The 15,503-nt window shown below is 70.8% G+C and carries 12 protein-coding genes; 5 read left to right on the top strand and 7 right to left on the bottom strand.

What is annotated here, in order from left to right; translation table 11 throughout:
- Positions 1 to 3 precede the first annotated feature (3 nt).
- The 4 genes from selA to fdhD are packed head-to-tail and all read left to right on the top strand — an operon-like array spanning position 4 to position 4,257.
- Positions 4 to 1,302: an L-seryl-tRNA(Sec) selenium transferase gene (gene selA / locus AAEX57_RS00965; protein WP_342090355.1), complete on the top strand. Its 1,299-nt coding sequence runs from the start codon at positions 4 to 6 to the stop codon at positions 1,300 to 1,302.
- A complete protein-coding gene (gene selB, locus AAEX57_RS00960) occupies positions 1,299 to 3,131 on the top strand; it encodes a selenocysteine-specific translation elongation factor (protein ID WP_342090354.1) in 1,833 nt (610 codons plus the stop codon). The genes selA and selB overlap by 4 nt, the downstream gene beginning before the upstream one ends.
- The gene (locus AAEX57_RS00955) at positions 3,128 to 3,412 is read left to right on the top strand and encodes a DUF6457 domain-containing protein (RefSeq protein WP_342090353.1); all 285 of its coding nucleotides are present in this window, start codon (positions 3,128 to 3,130) and stop codon (positions 3,410 to 3,412) included. The genes selB and AAEX57_RS00955 overlap by 4 nt, the downstream gene beginning before the upstream one ends.
- On the top strand, positions 3,409 to 4,257 hold the full coding sequence (fdhD, locus tag AAEX57_RS00950; RefSeq protein ID WP_342090373.1) for a formate dehydrogenase accessory sulfurtransferase FdhD: 849 nt from the start codon (positions 3,409 to 3,411) through the stop codon (positions 4,255 to 4,257). The genes AAEX57_RS00955 and fdhD overlap by 4 nt, the downstream gene beginning before the upstream one ends.
- Positions 4,258 to 4,516: 259 nt before the next feature.
- Here fdhD and AAEX57_RS00945 read toward each other — a convergent pair whose 3' ends face one another.
- The 4 genes from AAEX57_RS00945 to AAEX57_RS00930 form a co-directional block, all read right to left on the bottom strand.
- Positions 4,517 to 6,016: a DUF2079 domain-containing protein gene (locus AAEX57_RS00945; protein WP_342090352.1), complete on the bottom strand. Its 1,500-nt coding sequence runs from the start codon at positions 6,014 to 6,016 to the stop codon at positions 4,517 to 4,519.
- Between the two features lie 53 nt (positions 6,017 to 6,069).
- Positions 6,070 to 7,869, bottom strand: coding sequence for a HAMP domain-containing sensor histidine kinase (locus tag AAEX57_RS00940; protein WP_342090351.1), 1,800 nt, complete (start codon positions 7,867 to 7,869; stop codon positions 6,070 to 6,072).
- Positions 7,866 to 8,546 carry a response regulator transcription factor gene (locus AAEX57_RS00935; RefSeq protein WP_342090350.1) on the bottom strand — a complete coding sequence of 227 codons (681 nt, stop codon included), beginning with the start codon at positions 8,544 to 8,546 and terminating at the stop codon, positions 7,866 to 7,868. Before AAEX57_RS00935 ends, AAEX57_RS00940 begins: the two co-directional genes overlap by 4 nt.
- Positions 8,547 to 8,891: 345 nt before the next feature.
- The gene (locus AAEX57_RS00930; RefSeq protein WP_342090349.1) at positions 8,892 to 9,620 is read right to left on the bottom strand and encodes a glycerophosphodiester phosphodiesterase; all 729 of its coding nucleotides are present in this window, start codon (positions 9,618 to 9,620) and stop codon (positions 8,892 to 8,894) included.
- 61 nt (positions 9,621 to 9,681) lie between these two features.
- Here AAEX57_RS00930 and AAEX57_RS00925 point away from each other — a divergent pair, with 61 nt between their 5' ends.
- The gene (locus AAEX57_RS00925) at positions 9,682 to 10,770 is read left to right on the top strand and encodes a tocopherol cyclase family protein (RefSeq protein ID WP_342090348.1); all 1,089 of its coding nucleotides are present in this window, start codon (positions 9,682 to 9,684) and stop codon (positions 10,768 to 10,770) included.
- Positions 10,771 to 10,927: 157 nt separating this feature from the next.
- Here AAEX57_RS00925 and AAEX57_RS00920 read toward each other — a convergent pair whose 3' ends face one another.
- The 3 genes from AAEX57_RS00920 to AAEX57_RS00910 form a co-directional block, all read right to left on the bottom strand.
- The gene (locus AAEX57_RS00920) at positions 10,928 to 12,223 is read right to left on the bottom strand and encodes a cation:proton antiporter domain-containing protein (protein WP_342090347.1); all 1,296 of its coding nucleotides are present in this window, start codon (positions 12,221 to 12,223) and stop codon (positions 10,928 to 10,930) included.
- 74 nt (positions 12,224 to 12,297) lie between these two features.
- Positions 12,298 to 12,876, bottom strand: a complete 579-nt coding sequence (locus AAEX57_RS00915; protein ID WP_342090346.1) for a hypothetical protein — start codon at positions 12,874 to 12,876, stop codon at positions 12,298 to 12,300.
- Positions 12,873 to 15,491, bottom strand: coding sequence for a PEP/pyruvate-binding domain-containing protein (locus tag AAEX57_RS00910; protein ID WP_342090345.1), 2,619 nt, complete (start codon positions 15,489 to 15,491; stop codon positions 12,873 to 12,875). Before AAEX57_RS00910 ends, AAEX57_RS00915 begins: the two co-directional genes overlap by 4 nt.
- Positions 15,492 to 15,503 lie beyond the last annotated feature (12 nt).

The raw sequence follows: 15,503 nt of genomic DNA, 5'->3' as shown, positions 1-15,503 counted from the left end.
CCTATGAGCGACGACCCGCGTCGCCGGATCCCCCGCACCGACGACCTGCTGCGCGCCCCGGCCCTCCGGGCCGCGGCCGACCGGCTCGGTGATTCGCTGGTGCGCAGCGCCGTCCGGGTGGCGCAGGGCCAGGCCCGCGCCGGGGAGATCCCACCCGAGCGGGTGGCCGATCGGGTGCTGGAACTTCTTCCCCAGCGGGCTTCCAGCCTGCGTCCGGTACTGAACGCCACCGGCGTCGTGGTGCACACCAACATCGGCCGGGCGCCGCTGTCCGCGGCGGCTCTGGAGGCGATCCGGGCGGCCAGCGGCTACACCGACGTGGAGCTGGATCTGGCCACCGGCAAGCGGTCCCGCCGGGGCGCCGGGGTGCTCGACGCCCTGCTGGAGCGGGTGCCCGCCGCGCAGGCCGCGCTCGTGGTGAACAACGGCGCCGCCGCGCTGATGCTGGCCACCACCACCCTGGCCGCCGGGCGCGAGGTGATCGTCTCCCGTGGCGAGTTGGTGGAGATCGGTGCCGGTTTCCGGTTGCCGGACCTGATCACCTCCACCGGTGTCCGGCTGCGCGAGGTGGGCACCACCAATCGCACCCACCTGGCCGACTACCGCGACGCCGTCACCACCCACACCGGCTGCATCCTCAAGGTGCACCCCAGCAACTTCACCGTCACCGGCTTCACCAGCAGCGTCGCACTGGAGGAGCTGACTGGTCTGGACATGCCGGTGGTCTGTGACATCGGCTCCGGGCTGCTGTCGCCCGACCCTGACCTGCCGAACGAACCCGACGCCAATACCGCCCTGACGGCTGGCGCGAGCGTCGTCACCGCGTCCGGCGACAAGCTGTTGGGCGGCCCGCAGGCCGGTCTGGTGCTGGGTGACGCGGATCTGGTGGAGCGGATGCGGCGCCATCCGCTGGCGCGGGCGGTCCGCGTCGACAAGCTGACCCTGGCCGCGCTGGAGGCCACCCTGCGCGGGCCGGAACCGCCAGTGACCCGCTTTCGTCGGCTGGGTTCCGAGCAGTTGCGGGAGCGCAGCCAGAGCCTGGCGACGGCGGTCGGTGGGCAGATCGTGCCGGTGGCGGGCCGGATCGGCGGTGGTGGGGCACCCGGGCATGAACTGCCCGGGGTGGCGGTCGCGCTGCCGGGCGCCGCGGATCCGCTGGCGCTGGCGTTGCGCCGGGGCGAGCCGGCGGTACTGACCCGGGTGGACGACGGCCGCTGCCTGGTGGACCTGCGCTGCGTCGAGCCGGGGGATGACGCGAGTCTGACCGAGGCCGTGCGCCGAGCCATGGACACCTGCCGATGAGGGTGATCGCCACGGCCGGGCACGTCGACCACGGGAAGTCCACCTTGGTCAGGGCGCTGACCGGCACCGACCCGGACCGCTGGGCGGAGGAACATCGCCGCGGCCTGACCATTGACCTGGGCTATGTCTGGGCCCGGCTGCCCGTCGACCGCGGCGCCGAAGAGGTGGTCTTCGTCGACGTCCCGGGTCATCAGCGCTTCATCGCCAACATGCTGGCCGGGGTTGGTCCGGTGCCGGCGGTGATGTTCGTCGTCGCCGCCGACGAGGGTTGGCGACGGCAGAGTGCCGAGCATCTGGCGGCCATCCGGGCGCTGGGGATCGAGCATGGCGTGTTGGTGATCACCCGTAGCGACCTGGCCGATCCCGCTCCGGCGCTGGCCCAGACGCGCGAGCAGCTGGCCGACACGCCGCTGGCCAGCTGTGAGGCGGTGACGGTTTCCGCTGCCACCGGCGAGGGGTTGGCGGAGGTACGCGCCGCGCTCGGTCGGCTGTGCGGGGCACTGCCGGAACCCACCGTCGACGGCCGGGTGAGGCTGTGGATCGACCGGGTCTTCACCGTGAAGGGCGCGGGAACGGTGATCACCGGAACCCTCGGCCAGGGGACGCTGCGCCTTGGTGACCAGGTGCGGCTGCACACCGCGTCGGGCCAGGTCAGCGCCACCATCCGCGGCCTGCAGGCGCTGGAGCAGGCGCGGGCCGAGGTGCCCGCGGTCGCCCGGGTGGCGGTGAACCTGCGCGGGATCGCCACCGACCAGCTGACCCGCGGCGACGCCCTGCTGCACGGCGCCTGGCGCACCACCGCCAGCGTCGACGCCCGGCTGGATGCCCCCGGCGATGACCTGCCGGAGCACCTGATGGCCCACGTCGGCACCGCGGCGATGCAGGTGCGCGTGCGCCCGTTGGCCGGCGACGCGGTCCGACTGAGCTGGCAGAACCCCTTGCCACTGCGGGTTGGGGATCGGATGATCCTGCGCGACCCGGGCCAACAGCACGTCCTGTGCGGCGCGCTGGTGCTGGATGTGGACCCACCCGAGCTCACCCGGCGCGGTGCCGGACGGCGACGCGGCGAGGAACTGCTGGTCGCCGGGGACCGGATCAACACGGCCAGGGAGGTGGCCCGGCGCGGCTGGATGCGGGCCAGCGACCTGCTGGCGCTGGGCGTCGACGAGCAGCAAATCGCCGCCGCGATCACCGCCGGAACCCTGCGGAGCCCCGGGCCCCGCGAGGTGGCCGGCAACCGGTTGCTGGTCTCCCCCGCCCAGTGGACGGCCTGGGCCGACGACCTGGGCCGGGTCACCGACCGGGCCATCGCCGAGAATCCCCTGCAGGCCAGGATCTCGCTGGGCGCCGCGGCGGGTGCGGTCGGACTCCCGGAACGCGCCTTGGCCGAAGCGCTGGCCCCCGACGCCGGCCTGCGGGTGTCCGACGGCCATCTGGAGCGCCCCGGAACCACCGCCCACCTGGGCGAGGCGGAGGTCGGGCTGGCCGAGCTGGAGGCCCGGCTGGAGGCGCACCCCTTCGCGGCGCCGGAGCGGGACGAGTTGGCGGCACTCGGGCTTGGCCCCAAGCAGATCGCCGCCGCGGTACGGCTGGGGCGTCTGCTGGATCTGGATGACCAGATCGTGCTCGCGCCGCTCGGGCCCGCCCGCGCCATGCGTAAGCTGGCGGCACTACCGCAGCCCTTCACCACCAGCCAGGCGCGCCAGGCCCTGGGCAGCACCCGTCGGGTGGTGATCCCGCTGCTGGAACACCTGGATGCCAAGGGCTGGACGCGACGCCTGGACGCCGGGCATCGTGAGGTTGTCCGCAGCAGCAAGGAGAAGCGATGAAGCAACGCTCCGACGATCCGGAGGTCACCCGGCGCCGCGACGCCTGGACCGACGACGTCTGCCGGGAATTCGGTCTGGATCGGGAGACGATCGCCGCCATCACGCCCGAGCTGCTGCAGCTGGTGGCTGGCGTCGCGCACGGCCCCGCCCGCCCCGCCGGGCCGATCACCGCGCTGTTGGTGGGGATCGCCGCCACCCGCGACGGCGGCGAGCCCAGCGCCGAGGCCCTGCGCGCGCAGATCGCCCGGGTTGGGGCCATGCTCGACGGTTGGCAGCCGTGACCCGGGTCACCGCCCGGCACCCGATCATCCACGTCGATTCCCTACACCCACAGGGAACCCGACGGATCGACCGGCTCGCGGTCGAGGAGCCGCTGGAGATCCGGCTGGGCGGCGAGCCCTACACCGTCACGATGCGCACCCCCGGGGCCGACATCGAGCTGGTGCACGGCCTGCTGGCCGCGGAGGGCATCATCCGCGGCCCCGAGGACGTGCTGCAGGCCCGCTACTGCGCCGGCTCGGTGATGGATGACGATCTGGGGCAGCCGGCCAACACCTACAACGTGCTGGACGTGCGGCTGGCCCCCGGCGTCGTGGTGCCCGACGCTCGGCTGCGCCGCAGTGTGACCAGCTCCGCCTGCGGGGTGTGCGGCACCGCGTCGATCGACCTGCTGCGCCAGGAGGCCGCCTTCGACCTCAGCCAGGACTCCTGCCGGGTTCCGGCCGACGTGCTGCTCGGCCTGCCCGACCGGCTGCGCGAGGTGCAGCGCACCTTTGAGGCCACCGGCGGCCTGCACGGCGTCGCGTTGTTCACCGCCGACGGGGAACTGCTGGTGGCCCGGGAGGATGTCGGCCGGCACAATGCCACCGACAAGGTGGTGGGTTGGGCCCTGCTCAATGGTCGACGCCCGGCCTCGGGCTGCGTGCTGATGGTGTCCGGCCGGACCAGCTTCGAGCTGGCCCAGAAGGCGGTGCTGGCAGGAATCCCCGTCCTGGCAGGAATCTCCGCGCCCTCCTCACTGGCGGTGGAGGTGGCGGACTCCACCGGCCTCACACTGGCCGGCTTCGTCCGCGGCGACCGGATGAACCTGTACTCGAACCCGGAGCGGATCGCCTTCGACGCCTGATCACGAGGCCCCACCCAACCCAGATCCCCGAGTCTGTCGAGGGGCCTCGACCAGAGACCTCGACAGGCTCGACCACCGTGCTTGCGTCGATCAGGCACGTCACCACGGTCCTCGGGCTTGTCGAGGGGCGGTTTGCCGAAAACCGACCTTCGGAATCGCGCCACACTATTGGCGCCCCGCTCAAACGTGGCCACAGAGCAGAATCCTGCGGTCGATTCTCGGAATTGGTCGCACGACCTTGTTCTCCCGAGGGTGAGTCTCACCGTCTGGAATGAGGAGTGCCACACCCCGCATGGCACCGTCTACGCCAACCGGAGCGGTGCAGCACGACGAAGTCCCCGTGTCGCGCCACCATGCGATAGCCGAGGCCTTCCAGCGCGGTGACCCGCGGCTGCCCCGGCTCTGTTCCCGGCAGGTTGTGACGACGTAGATCCAACACCACCCAGCCGGTGGATCGGTCCGGGGCGGTGGCGGGCTCCAGCAACCGCAGCTGCTCGTGGTGTCGGCTGGCGTGGCTGGCGAGCACCGGATCCACCGCCACCACCGCCCCCGCCGGAAGTTCGCCCAGGGCGCGGGCCGCCTGCCCAGGCCGGTCCTCCAGCAGGGCACCGGCCACCAGCCGCCACATGCACGGCCCCACCAGCAGCAGGAGAAGGATGAGCAGCACCAGGCGTCGCACGGCCACTCGAAGAGCTGCGGGCTGCAGCCGCCCCAGCACCTGGATCGCCGCGGCGAACAGGAAGATCTGCGGCAACAGGTCATAGTGGTAGCCCAGCATCGGCAGGTGGCTGCCGGACGTCGCGCCGCGGGCCAGCAGCATCGGGAGCGCGGACAACGCCACCGGCGATCGCAGCGCCAGCAGCCCGGTGGCCAGCAGCAGCACGAGTGAGGTCACGCCGATCCCGTCGATCCGGGTCAGCGACGCTCCCAGGTTGCCCAGCAGCGTCGTGACTCCGCCGGAGACCGTCGCCTGGTAGGTCCAGCCGTGACCGGCGATGCCGGGGATGACCAGCTTGACCACCACCGCCGTCCAGCCCAACGCCAACACGATCGGGGCGATCGCCCGACGGGTCTGCCCGTGCACCACCAGCACGATCGCCACGCCGAGCACCACCAGCCCCATGTCCTCCTTCACCGGAAGCGCCACCAGTGCCCAACCGATGGCCGGGGTCCACCGTCGCCTGGCCAGCGCCGTGGCCGACAGAGCGACGGGTACCGCGGCCAAGCAGACTTCATGGAAGTCGAAGCTCACCGTTCCCTGCACCCCGACAGAGCCGGCCAGGCAGAGCCCGATCAGCGTCGCCGTCCGGTTTCGATGCCGGGCGGGGAGCACCTGCTGCGCGTACCGGGTCAGCACGGCACAGGCCGCCCCGACCAGCACGGCCTGGGCCAGAAGCAACATTCGCGGATCGTCCCAGAGCCAGTACAGCGGCACCAGCACGACGATCGCCGGGTGGAAGTGATCACCCCACAGGCTCATGCCGCCCTTGATCGCCGAGACGGGCGCACCACCGTGGCTCAACGCGCGAATGCCCTGGTCGAAGATGGCCAGGTCCATCCCGGTGCGCAGCGTGGCGTGCAGATGCAGGCCGAGGGCGCCCGAACATACCGCCGACAGTCCCCAGACCAGCAGTGCCGGCCACCAGGGCAGCCGCGTCAGCGACGCCCTTTCGACGACGATCGGCGGGGGCGCTGGTGCGGCGACGTGGGCCCGCGCGGTGGGGCCGGCTGTCCGCTGGACAGTGACGGGGAAGCTCATGCCTCCCAGCCGACCAGCGCGATGTCATCGCACCGTCACCAGCGCGATACCGGTCAGCGACGCCTCTGCGTGATCATCCACAGCAGGCTCCCGAGTGTGACGGCCAGGGCGGCTGGGAGGTTGCCGAGGCCAAAGACCAGCACCACCAGCAGCGGGGCGAGGGCCGTGAAACCCCAGCGCCAAGGATGAGTGGAGCCGTTGCGGGCGGCGAGCCAGCGTCCCGCCAGCACGAGGGCCATCGAGGAGCCGAGCAGCAACCCCGCATTCGACGTCTCCCCCCAGACGAGGAACATGAGCGCGCGGTGCATCGTGAACATCGCGGCCCCATTCCAGAACAGGCCGGTGAGCACATCCGGCACGGTGATCCCGTGGGCCGGCGGCCGGGTGACGGTGGTGCTGATGCGGCGCACTCGTTCCACGGCCCTCTCGGGTGCGGTCGCGAGCGGCGACAGCGGGAGTCGCAGGGTGAAGCCGTGCCCATCCTCGCCGAGCTCCAGCGAACCGCCGTGCAGCTCCGCATTCTCCCGGGCGATGGCCAGCCCCAGCCCCGCACCCTCGCCGTGCCGGGCGTCGTCGCCGCGGACGAAGCGGTTGAAGATCACCTCGCGCTGCTCCGCGGGCACGCCGGGGCCGGCGTCGCTGACCCGGATCACGCCCTGGTCACCGGCCTCGCTGACCACCACCACGACGGGCGCCTCGCCATGCCGCAGACCATTGGAGACCAGGTTGCGGACGATGGTGGAGATCCGGGCCGGGTCGACGATCGCGAAGACCGGCCCCTCGCTGCGGATCCGCACGTCCTGACCGGCCGCAACCTGCCGCGCGGCGTGTTCCGCCACATCGACCAGATCCACCACCTGGTCGTCCCGGGCCTCCCTCCCGTCGTCGAAGCGGCTGAGCGCCAGCAGGTCCTCGGTGAGGGTGCTCAGTCGACGCAACTGGGGGCTGACCAGAGCCGCGGCCTCGTCCCGGGTGCTGGGTTCGTCCAGCGCCGAGGCCGTCGCCAGCAGGGCGGCGGTGGGGGTGCGCAGCTCGTGCGCGGTGTCGGAGATGAAGTGCCGTTGGGCGGCCATCATCTGCTGCAGGCTGCTGGCCATGTCGTTGATGCTGCTGCCGAGCACGGCGATCTCGTCGCGGCCGGTGACCGGCACCCGGGCAGAGAGCTCCCCGCGGCCCAGCCGTCGGGCCACCTCGCTGGCGCGGCGGGCCGGGCGCATCAGGGCCCCGGAGAGCAGCCACGCCCCCACGCCGGACAGCAGGCCCAAGGCCCAGCCTTGCCGGTCAAGATCACGCTTCAACTTGTGCTGGGCAGACCAGTCAACGCCGGAGTCGACGGTCTCGACCACCGCCAGCACCGTCCCGTCCCCGCGTGGAAACACCTGCATTGCGGTGTCGTTGGAGAGGTAGCCGACCCAGCGCTTGCTCGCGCCGCTGCCCTCGGATCCGAGCGGATAGACCGATTCGTAGGGAACCTCCCCGCTCTGCCACGTCGCGGATTCCGGCACCTCCACCGCCCAATCGCCCAGGCCATCCGTCCGCACCCGATTGGCGGGAAGCTGCCAGACCCGCACCGCGCCGGCTGCTTGGGCACGAGTTCGGCCAAACTCGGCCGCGGTGGCGTCCCGGTTGGCCAGCCAACTGGAGGTCTGGCCGGCCAGGGCAGCCGCCTGTGCACGATAGGCCGCTTGGTGATTCGCGGAATCCACCGAGCTGATCGCCAGATCGCTCGCCATCCCATTGGTGACCAGCACCGCCCCCCACACGGCCAGCGCGATCTGGGTCCGCAGCCCGGGCAGCCGCAGCCAAGCAGGCCGCCGCCAGCGCGCTCGGCGTTCCACGCCCCGGCCGCTCATCGTCGATCCAGCCGGTAGCCCACACCGCGCACGGTATGGATGTGGGTGGGGTGCGCCGGGTCCGGCTCCACCTTGGCGCGCAACCGCTGGATCGCCGCGTCCACCAGCCGGGAGTCACCGGTGTACTCGTATTCCCACACCCTGTCCAGCAAGAGGTTACGACTCAGGACCTGGCCGGCATTGCGCACCAGGAAGACCAACAGTTTCAGCTCCATCGGCGTCAGCCCCAGGTCTTTCCCGTTGCGGGTGACCACCATCGCGTCGACGTCGATCCGGAGATCGCCCAGCTCCACCAGGGCGTTGCGGGGTTCACTGGCGACGCGGCGCAGCAGCGCCTTGATCCGGGCGTCCAGCACCCGGGGCTCCACCGGCTTGCCGACGTAGTCGTCGGCGCCGCATTCCAGGCCGACGACGATGTCCACGGGCTCGGTGCGGGCGGTGAGCATCACGATCGGGATGCCGTCGGTGACCCGGACCCGGCGGCAGACCTCGAAGCCGTCGATCCCGGGCATCATCACGTCCAGCACCATCACCTCATGCGGGTGTCCCGGAGTCATCTCTCGCAGGGCCGCGTAACCGTCCTCGGCCGCCACCACGTCGTGGCCCAGCCCGCGCAGGGCCAGGCCCATCGCCTCACGCACCCCGGCGTCGTCCTCCACCAGCAATACCTTCGCCATGGGGCCATGGTGGCAGGCGAATGTCATTGGACTGTCACCGAACCTGCGAGCGTTGCGCCTCCGGCGCCCCGGGCTGCGCTGCTGAACGCCGCCCCCGCGGGATATTCGCGTCGGGCACCGGCAACGCGCAGCCCTCGCAGGGTTCGCAGCGGGAGTTGTCCCGCCGCCGGTCGGGACGGGCTCAGGTCCAGTGCAACCCGGCACCCACTCACCAGCAGTTTGCGCCACAAACTGCATCCTGAGTGCCACCCAGTGCCTCTATGGCACCCGGTGCGAATCTGGATGTGGTTTGTGGCGCAGACCTGTCGAGCCGGTGCGCGTGGAGCAGGCCCACGGGCTTCCAGCTCAGCCGCCGTGGGCGGCGCGAACCTCCAGCGCGAGCTCCACGTCGTCGGTGATCACCGCATCCACCCCGGTGGCGATCATCGCGGCCAGATCCTCGCGCCGGTTGACGGTCCAGACGTTGACGGCGATCTCCTTGGCGCGGAAGCGGTCCAGTAGCCCGGGCTCGCTCAGGGTGCGGAAGTCGGGGTGCACGGCGGCGGCACCGAAGCCGGCGGCGTACTCCTCCGCGGCAAAGAGTGGCTCCACGTAGAGCAGGCCCAGCGGCAGGCCCAGCTCCCGGGAGCCGGCGAACTGCACATGGTTGAAGGAGCTGAGAATCACCCGATCGGTCATCCCGGCGGCCCGCACAGCCTCAACCACCTGCCGGTCCATCCCCGGGTAGTGCTCAACCCCATCCTTCAGCTCGATGTTCAGCACCATCGAGGTGGGTGCCAGCAGCTCCAGCACGTCGCCCAGCAGCGGCAGCCGCTCCCCGGCGAAGGCCGGGTCCCCGGCGCTGGCGTCCAGATCCTTCATCTCGTCCCAGGTCAGCTCCACCACGCGGCCGCTGCCATTGGTGCACCGGTCGACCGTCTCGTCATGGATCACGACCAGCATCCCGTCGGCGCTGCGCTGCACGTCCAGTTCGATCCCGTCGGCGCCCAGCTCGACGGCCTTGCGGAAGGCGGACATGGTGTTCTCCGGCGCGATGGCGCTGGCACCCCGGTGGGCCCAGATCTTGGTGCTCATGGTGGTCCTTTCATGGCCGTGGTTGTGGTGCACGGCCTTCACCGAAGATTACGGTGAGCTGGTGAACGGACGACGAATGCTGGGCGACCTGTTGGACGCCTACCGGACCACCGGCGCCGAGCTCCCCGGCGGTGACCTGCTGGGCGCCCGCGGTGTGTCCATGGATGGCTGGTTCTGGCGGATCACCGACGCCGCGCAGGATCGGGTCGCCATCCTGCTGGCCGGGGTCAACACCCCTCGTCGCGGCCCGGTCTGGGGTATCGCCGGGCTGGCCTGCGACAGCCGCACCGCACCGCCCCTGCTGGCCACGGCCCACCTGCCGGAAGCCACGGCCGCCCGGGACGGGGTGCTGGTGGAGATGTCGGGCGAGTCTGGCACCGTGCACGGCAGCGATTCCGCGCTCGACGTCCGGCTGGGCGACGCGCACTTGACCGCCCGGCTGGAGGAGGTGCACCGCTGGCAGGGGCTGTTGGGTGGCTCCAGCGTCTTTCAGATGGTGCCGTGGATGAACCAGTACTGGCATCCCTGGGCGCTGGGCGGCCGGGTGAGTGGAAGCCTGGTCACCCCCGACGACCTCTGGGAGTTCACCGACGCCCAGCTCTATGCCGAGAAGAACTGGGGCCGCGGCGGCTTCCCCACCGCCTGGTGGTGGGGCCAGGCCCAGGGCTTCGACGACCCGTCGGCCTGCGTGGCATTTGCGGGCGGCACCATCCATCTGGGCCGGCCGGGCCGCGACGCCCGGCTCACCACCGAGGTCACGGCCCTGGTGGTTCGCCTGCCCGACGGGCGGCAACTGCGGCTGGGAAACCCTGGCACCAGCCCGGTGCACGCCGAGCTGACCACCGCCGATGGCCGGGACCATTGGCGTGTGCAGGGCCACAGCCGGGTTTGGCGGGTTGTGGTGGAGGCCAGCAATCCGACAGCGGAGTCCTTCGTGTTGCCGGTGCCGCTGGTGGAGGAACGACGTCTGGCCTCCGGCGCGCTGGAGCATCAGCTGGGGGATCTGCGAGTGCGGGTCTGGCGCCGGGATCGGCTGGTCTGGCAGGCCAGCAGCAGTCTGGCCGCACTCGAGAGTGGCGGACGGGAACAAGCAGAGTCCGAGCTACGGGCCCGCGGCGGCCGGCCGGAGCCGCAGCGGCCCGCCAGCTGACCGATTGGCTCCGCGGTGGGCGGAGGTTCTGGCGGGAGATTCCGAAGGTTGCACGATCCAGAATCCTTGGGAAACCGCCTGGCCCGCCAGATTTGCCGCCTGTGGGGCCAAGCCCCTGCCCCCGCCCCACACGTACCCGAGGGTCTGCCCTCTCGGTTCAGTCCCGGTGACGATCCAGCCAGCTCATCGCCTTCCCGGCCAACGCGCCGTGCACCAGCACCGAGAACATGATGGTGAAGGCGGCGGTGGACCAGAGGATGCCCTCGCTGGCGAAATGGTGTTTACCGGTGGCATAGGCAAGGTAGTAGACGGTGCCGATGCCGCGGACACCGAAGAAGCTCATCACCGCCATGTCCGCCTTGGTCAGTTGCACCCCAGCAGAATGCTCATGAGCGCTGCGCACCCACAGCGAGAGCCAGCCGGCCACCGGCCGGATCACCAACACCAGCAGCAGGGCGACGGCCACGCCACCCCAACTCAGCTCCGCCAGGACGCCGTTGCTGGGGCTGAGCCCGATCATCAACAACAGCAGTAGCGTGAGCATGGTCTCCAACCGGTCGGTCACCTCATGCATCGAGCGGTGGTATTCGTGGTCGGGTTCCAGCCAGCGCATGGTGACGGCGGCGACGAAGACCGAGAGGAAGCCGTAGCCGTGCAGCGCTTCCGCGGCGCCGTAGGCCATGGCCAGGCAGGCGACGGCCAGGATCGGCTCACCGGTCAGAACCCGTCGGATCGCGGCCCTGGGCGGGCGGAAGGCGAGCCGGCCCAGCACCCAGCCGACCACGACGCCGCACACGACGCCGATCGCCACCCGGGCCAGCAGATCCCACCACACCCAGTGCCAGACCCAGCCGCCCAGCGAGCCGGCACCGGCCCAGATGATCGCCAGATAGACGAAGGGGAAGGCCAAGCCGTCGTTAAGGCCCGCCTCGGCGGTCAGGCCAAAACGCACCTCGTCCTCCTCGTCGAGCTCTCCGACGTCGACACCGGTGGTGGGGCCGGCAACCTGCACGTCGCTGGCCAGCACCGGGTCGGTGGGGGCGAGCGCGGCGCCCAGCAACAACGCCGAGGCGGGCGCCAGGCCCAGCAGGCCCCAGCCGGCCAGCGCCACCCCGGCGATGGTCAGCGGCATCGCCACCAGCAGCAGCCGCCAGCTCGCCGACCAGGCGCGCAGCGACCGCCAGCTGAGCAGGCTGAGCGGCCGGTCCAGGGAGAGGCCGACGCCCATCAGAGCCACCAGCACGCACAGCTCGGTCAAGTGCTCGGTCGCGACGGGATGCACCATCGGGTTGACCCAGTGGGTGGGCAAACCGGGCAGCAGACCCAGCACGCCACCGATCAGCACCAGCACCATCGGCGCGGAGATGGGGAGTCGACGCAGTGCGGTGGGCAGGACGACGGCCAGGAAGAGGGCCGCGCCCGTCACCAGGTAGATCAGATCAGCAACGGCCACGGCGCATTTCTAGCGCAGATTCCCCGACAAACCAGCATCGTCCACCGCCTTTCACCCCTTGGGGTGGGCTCGGGTCAGTGCTCGGTCAACGGCCCGGTGAAGCCCTTGACCGAGAGCGACTTGACCAGCGCGTCCCAGGTCTTCTCGACCAGTTTGCCCTTGCCACAGCCGTAGACCAGTTGGTAGCCCTGCTTGGACTCATTGCTCAACCGGCCGATCGCCCGCATCGTCGCCGTCGAGGTCTGCCCGCTGACCGTCAGCGTCGGGATGGGGCCGGGATCACCCGGCACCATCACGCCATTGGTGGTGAACTCGTTGATCCCCGACGACTTCATGATGGCGCCCAACATGTTGTAGGTGACGTCCTGATCCTCCTGGTCGTCACCCTTGGGAATCAGCAGCCGCACCACCCGCAGCTCGCAGGAGTCGGCGGAACGGTAGAGCTTGATGTCATAACTGACCCCGGCGCTGGGCGTCGCACTCGGCACGCTCACCTCGGTCATCCCCTTGGGCACCGTGTAGCTGAGTTCCACCTGCTGTGGCGTCGGCGGCTCCCCGCCCGAGGCCTCCGGCCCCTGCTTGCCCTTGCAGCCGGTGAGTCCCAGCACGGCCACCGCCATCAGCACGCCGGCCCGGCGCAGGCCCGGCCTCACAGCATCTTCTTCAACAGGACGGCGGCGGCCGCAGCGGCTCCCATGGCGAACTTGTACGGCACCTTCGGTTTGAAGCCGGACTCCACCGGCGCCTCTCCCTCGGGCAGGGTAACGGTGCCACGGTCGGCATCGACGGTGACCAGCATCCCGGTCCGGATCCGACGAGTGCCGATCCCGGTGCCCAGCACCGCCGGCACCCCGTACTCACGGGCGACGATGGAACTGTGCGAGAGCGGGCCACCGACGTCGGTGACCACCGCGGAGGCCATCGCGAACAGCGGGGTCCAGGCGGGGGTGGTGATCGGCGAGACCAGCACCTCGCCGGGCAGCATCTCGCCGAAGTCCTCCGGGCCGCAGACCAACCGCGCGGGGCCGGTGATCCGTCCCTGACTGACGCCGAGACCGTTGATCACGGGACCCTTCTGCTGGGTCTCCATGGCGGGCATCAGGCGGTGGAACATTTTGTACCAGGCATTGCGCGGCAGCAGCTGCGGCGGGTTGGCGGCCCGCTGGCCCCGCCACACGGTGCGGCGCTGCTCCACCAGCTCGGTCAAGCTCTCCCGCGGCCCGCCGAAGGCGTCCAGGTGCTCGCACAGCTCGTCCAGTTCGGCGCGTTGCAGCCAGTAGACCTCGTCGGGCTCACCGATCACCCCAACGTCAACCAGGCGCTGCCCCAGCACCCGCAGCATTCGGCGCATCACCGGCCAGGCCAGCCCGACGTCGGCCAGCGCGTCCGCCCGGACGGGGGCCAGGTGCTGCGCCTTGGCCAGCAGCGGCTGCAGGATCGCCTTGCGCGCCGGATCCAGCCGTTCGAAGAGTTGGGCCTCGGCCGCCTCGCGGTCGGCGGCCTGCTGGGCCAGTCGCTCGTCGGGGCTGGTCCCCTTGCCGGAGAGGTACCAGCGAAGGGTCTCAAGCACGGACCGGGGATCGTCGGCGGGCACCGGCACCATGAAGTCCAGGTTGTGGACGGTGTGGCCAAAGCGGGCCAGGTGCTCCTCCAGCCGGGCGTGGAAGTCCTCGGCACCGGGCACGCCGGCCAGATCTCGGTTGGCCACCAGCGCCTGGCTGAGTTCGGGCTGGGTGTGGCACCACTGCGCCAGTGCCCACAACGACTTCTCCGCCTGGATCGGCCGGGATTCGAAGCCCACCAGGAAGGTGGCGGCGGCCGGGCCGTCGGCCTGCTTGGCCAGGCTGGTGTAGAGCCGAGTGAAGGGCAGTTCCGCGCTGGCTGCCAGGGGGATCACTGCCTGCACCGTCGAGTAGTACTCGCAGGCGGCATCCAGCAGCGACTGCACGCCGGCCAGCAGTTGCCGGCTGGGCATGCTCCCCAGCTCCTTGGCGGACCAGTTGGCCACCACCTGCTGGTAGGCCGGGTGGGCGCTCTCCCACAGTTTCTCGCCGTTGTACTGGCTCCGACCACCCAGGGCGGCGACGGCCTGCGGGCTCTGCTTCAACAGCCGCAGCATCCCCTCACGGCTGTAGTAGTAGTACGCGTAGCCGTTGATCGTCGGGAAGTCCATGTCCCCCGGCTGCAGGGAACGGTCGTCGAAGTAGCGTCGCAGCACGGTGCGCAGCCCCTGGGCGACCGCGGGGCGCGCCATGTCTGCGAAGAGCGGGCTGAGCGGGTCAGGCAGCTGCTCGACGATCGCGGCGCGAACATACATTGCCTTGTCGTCGTCCACCGGCCAGTCCTCGGGGATCTGGCCGACGGTCTGCGCGATCGCCGTCACCGCCCGGGCCTGCACCAACACGAAGTGGTTGCCGGTGAGCACCCATTCGATGTCCTGCGGGCAACCGAAGTGCTCCGCTGCCCGGGCCCCGAGCGCCGCCAGCTCCACCGCCCGGTCATCCGCCAGGGTGTGCTCAAGGCGTTGGGCGGCAGCCACCTGCACGTCCTCGGTGCCCTGCCCACCGGCCGACGACTGGGTGCGAACCCGCTTGTCCGCGACGGTTCGCTCGGTCACGACGCCGTCGCGCACCACGACGCTGTCCGCGTCGCCGCCCTGGGCGGTCTGCTCTCCCAACCCATAGGTGGCGGTGATCAGCGTCTCATCGCGACGCCCATTGACGGGGTTGACGGTGAACATCACACCGGCCACCTCGGCCTCGGCCATCAGCTGCACCACGACGGCCAGCGAGACCCCGCCCTGGGCCACCCCGTGCCGGGTGCGGTAGCCGATGGCGCGTTCATTCCACAGGGACGCAAAACAGCGTCGCACCGCGTCGCACAGCTCGAATTCGCCGTGCACGTTGAGGTAGCTGTCCTGCTGGCCGGCAAAGCTGGCCTCCGTCAGGTCCTCCGCCGTGCTGGAGCTGCGCACGGCCACGGGGCCTGCGCCCAGCTTGCGCCAGGCATCGGTCAGTTCGTCGGCCAGATCCTGCGGCAGCGGCGCCCGGAAGAGCTCGGCGATACCCTCCTCGTCGCCGGTCGCCAGCTTCTCCTGCAGCGGCCCGGCCAGGTCATTGGCCGCCAGGTAGTGCCGGTAGGCGTCGGTGGTGACGACGAAGCCATTGGGCACCGGGAAACCGGCCCGCAGCAGCTCGGAGAGGTTGGCCCCCTTGCCGCCGACGAGGTCGCGCGTTGCCGTCTGGTCCAGCCAGCTGATCTTGCCCATGAGGGTCCTCAC

Source organism: Luteococcus sp. H91 (assembly GCF_038433135.1).
Lineage (GTDB): Bacteria > Actinomycetota > Actinomycetes > Propionibacteriales > Propionibacteriaceae > Luteococcus.
Note: the sequence above shows the minus strand (reverse complement) of the source record. Positions and strands in the feature narration are given on the sequence as shown.

Bases quoted from the DNA above. Each gene is read 5' to 3' on its own strand.
- selA (WP_342090355.1), top strand. From the start codon at position 4: ATGAGCGACGACCCGCGTCGCCGGATCCCCCGCACCGACGACCTGCTG.
- selB (WP_342090354.1), top strand. From the start codon at position 1,299: ATGAGGGTGATCGCCACGGCCGGGCACGTCGACCACGGGAAGTCCACC.
- AAEX57_RS00955 (WP_342090353.1), top strand. From the start codon at position 3,128: ATGAAGCAACGCTCCGACGATCCGGAGGTCACCCGGCGCCGCGACGCC.
- AAEX57_RS00945 (WP_342090352.1), bottom strand. From the start codon at position 6,016: ATGAGCTTCCCCGTCACTGTCCAGCGGACAGCCGGCCCCACCGCGCGG.
- AAEX57_RS00940 (WP_342090351.1), bottom strand. From the start codon at position 7,869: ATGAGCGGCCGGGGCGTGGAACGCCGAGCGCGCTGGCGGCGGCCTGCT.
- AAEX57_RS00935 (WP_342090350.1), bottom strand. From the start codon at position 8,546: ATGGCGAAGGTATTGCTGGTGGAGGACGACGCCGGGGTGCGTGAGGCG.
- AAEX57_RS00930 (WP_342090349.1), bottom strand. From the start codon at position 9,620: ATGAGCACCAAGATCTGGGCCCACCGGGGTGCCAGCGCCATCGCGCCG.
- AAEX57_RS00910 (WP_342090345.1), bottom strand. From the start codon at position 15,491: ATGGGCAAGATCAGCTGGCTGGACCAGACGGCAACGCGCGACCTCGTC.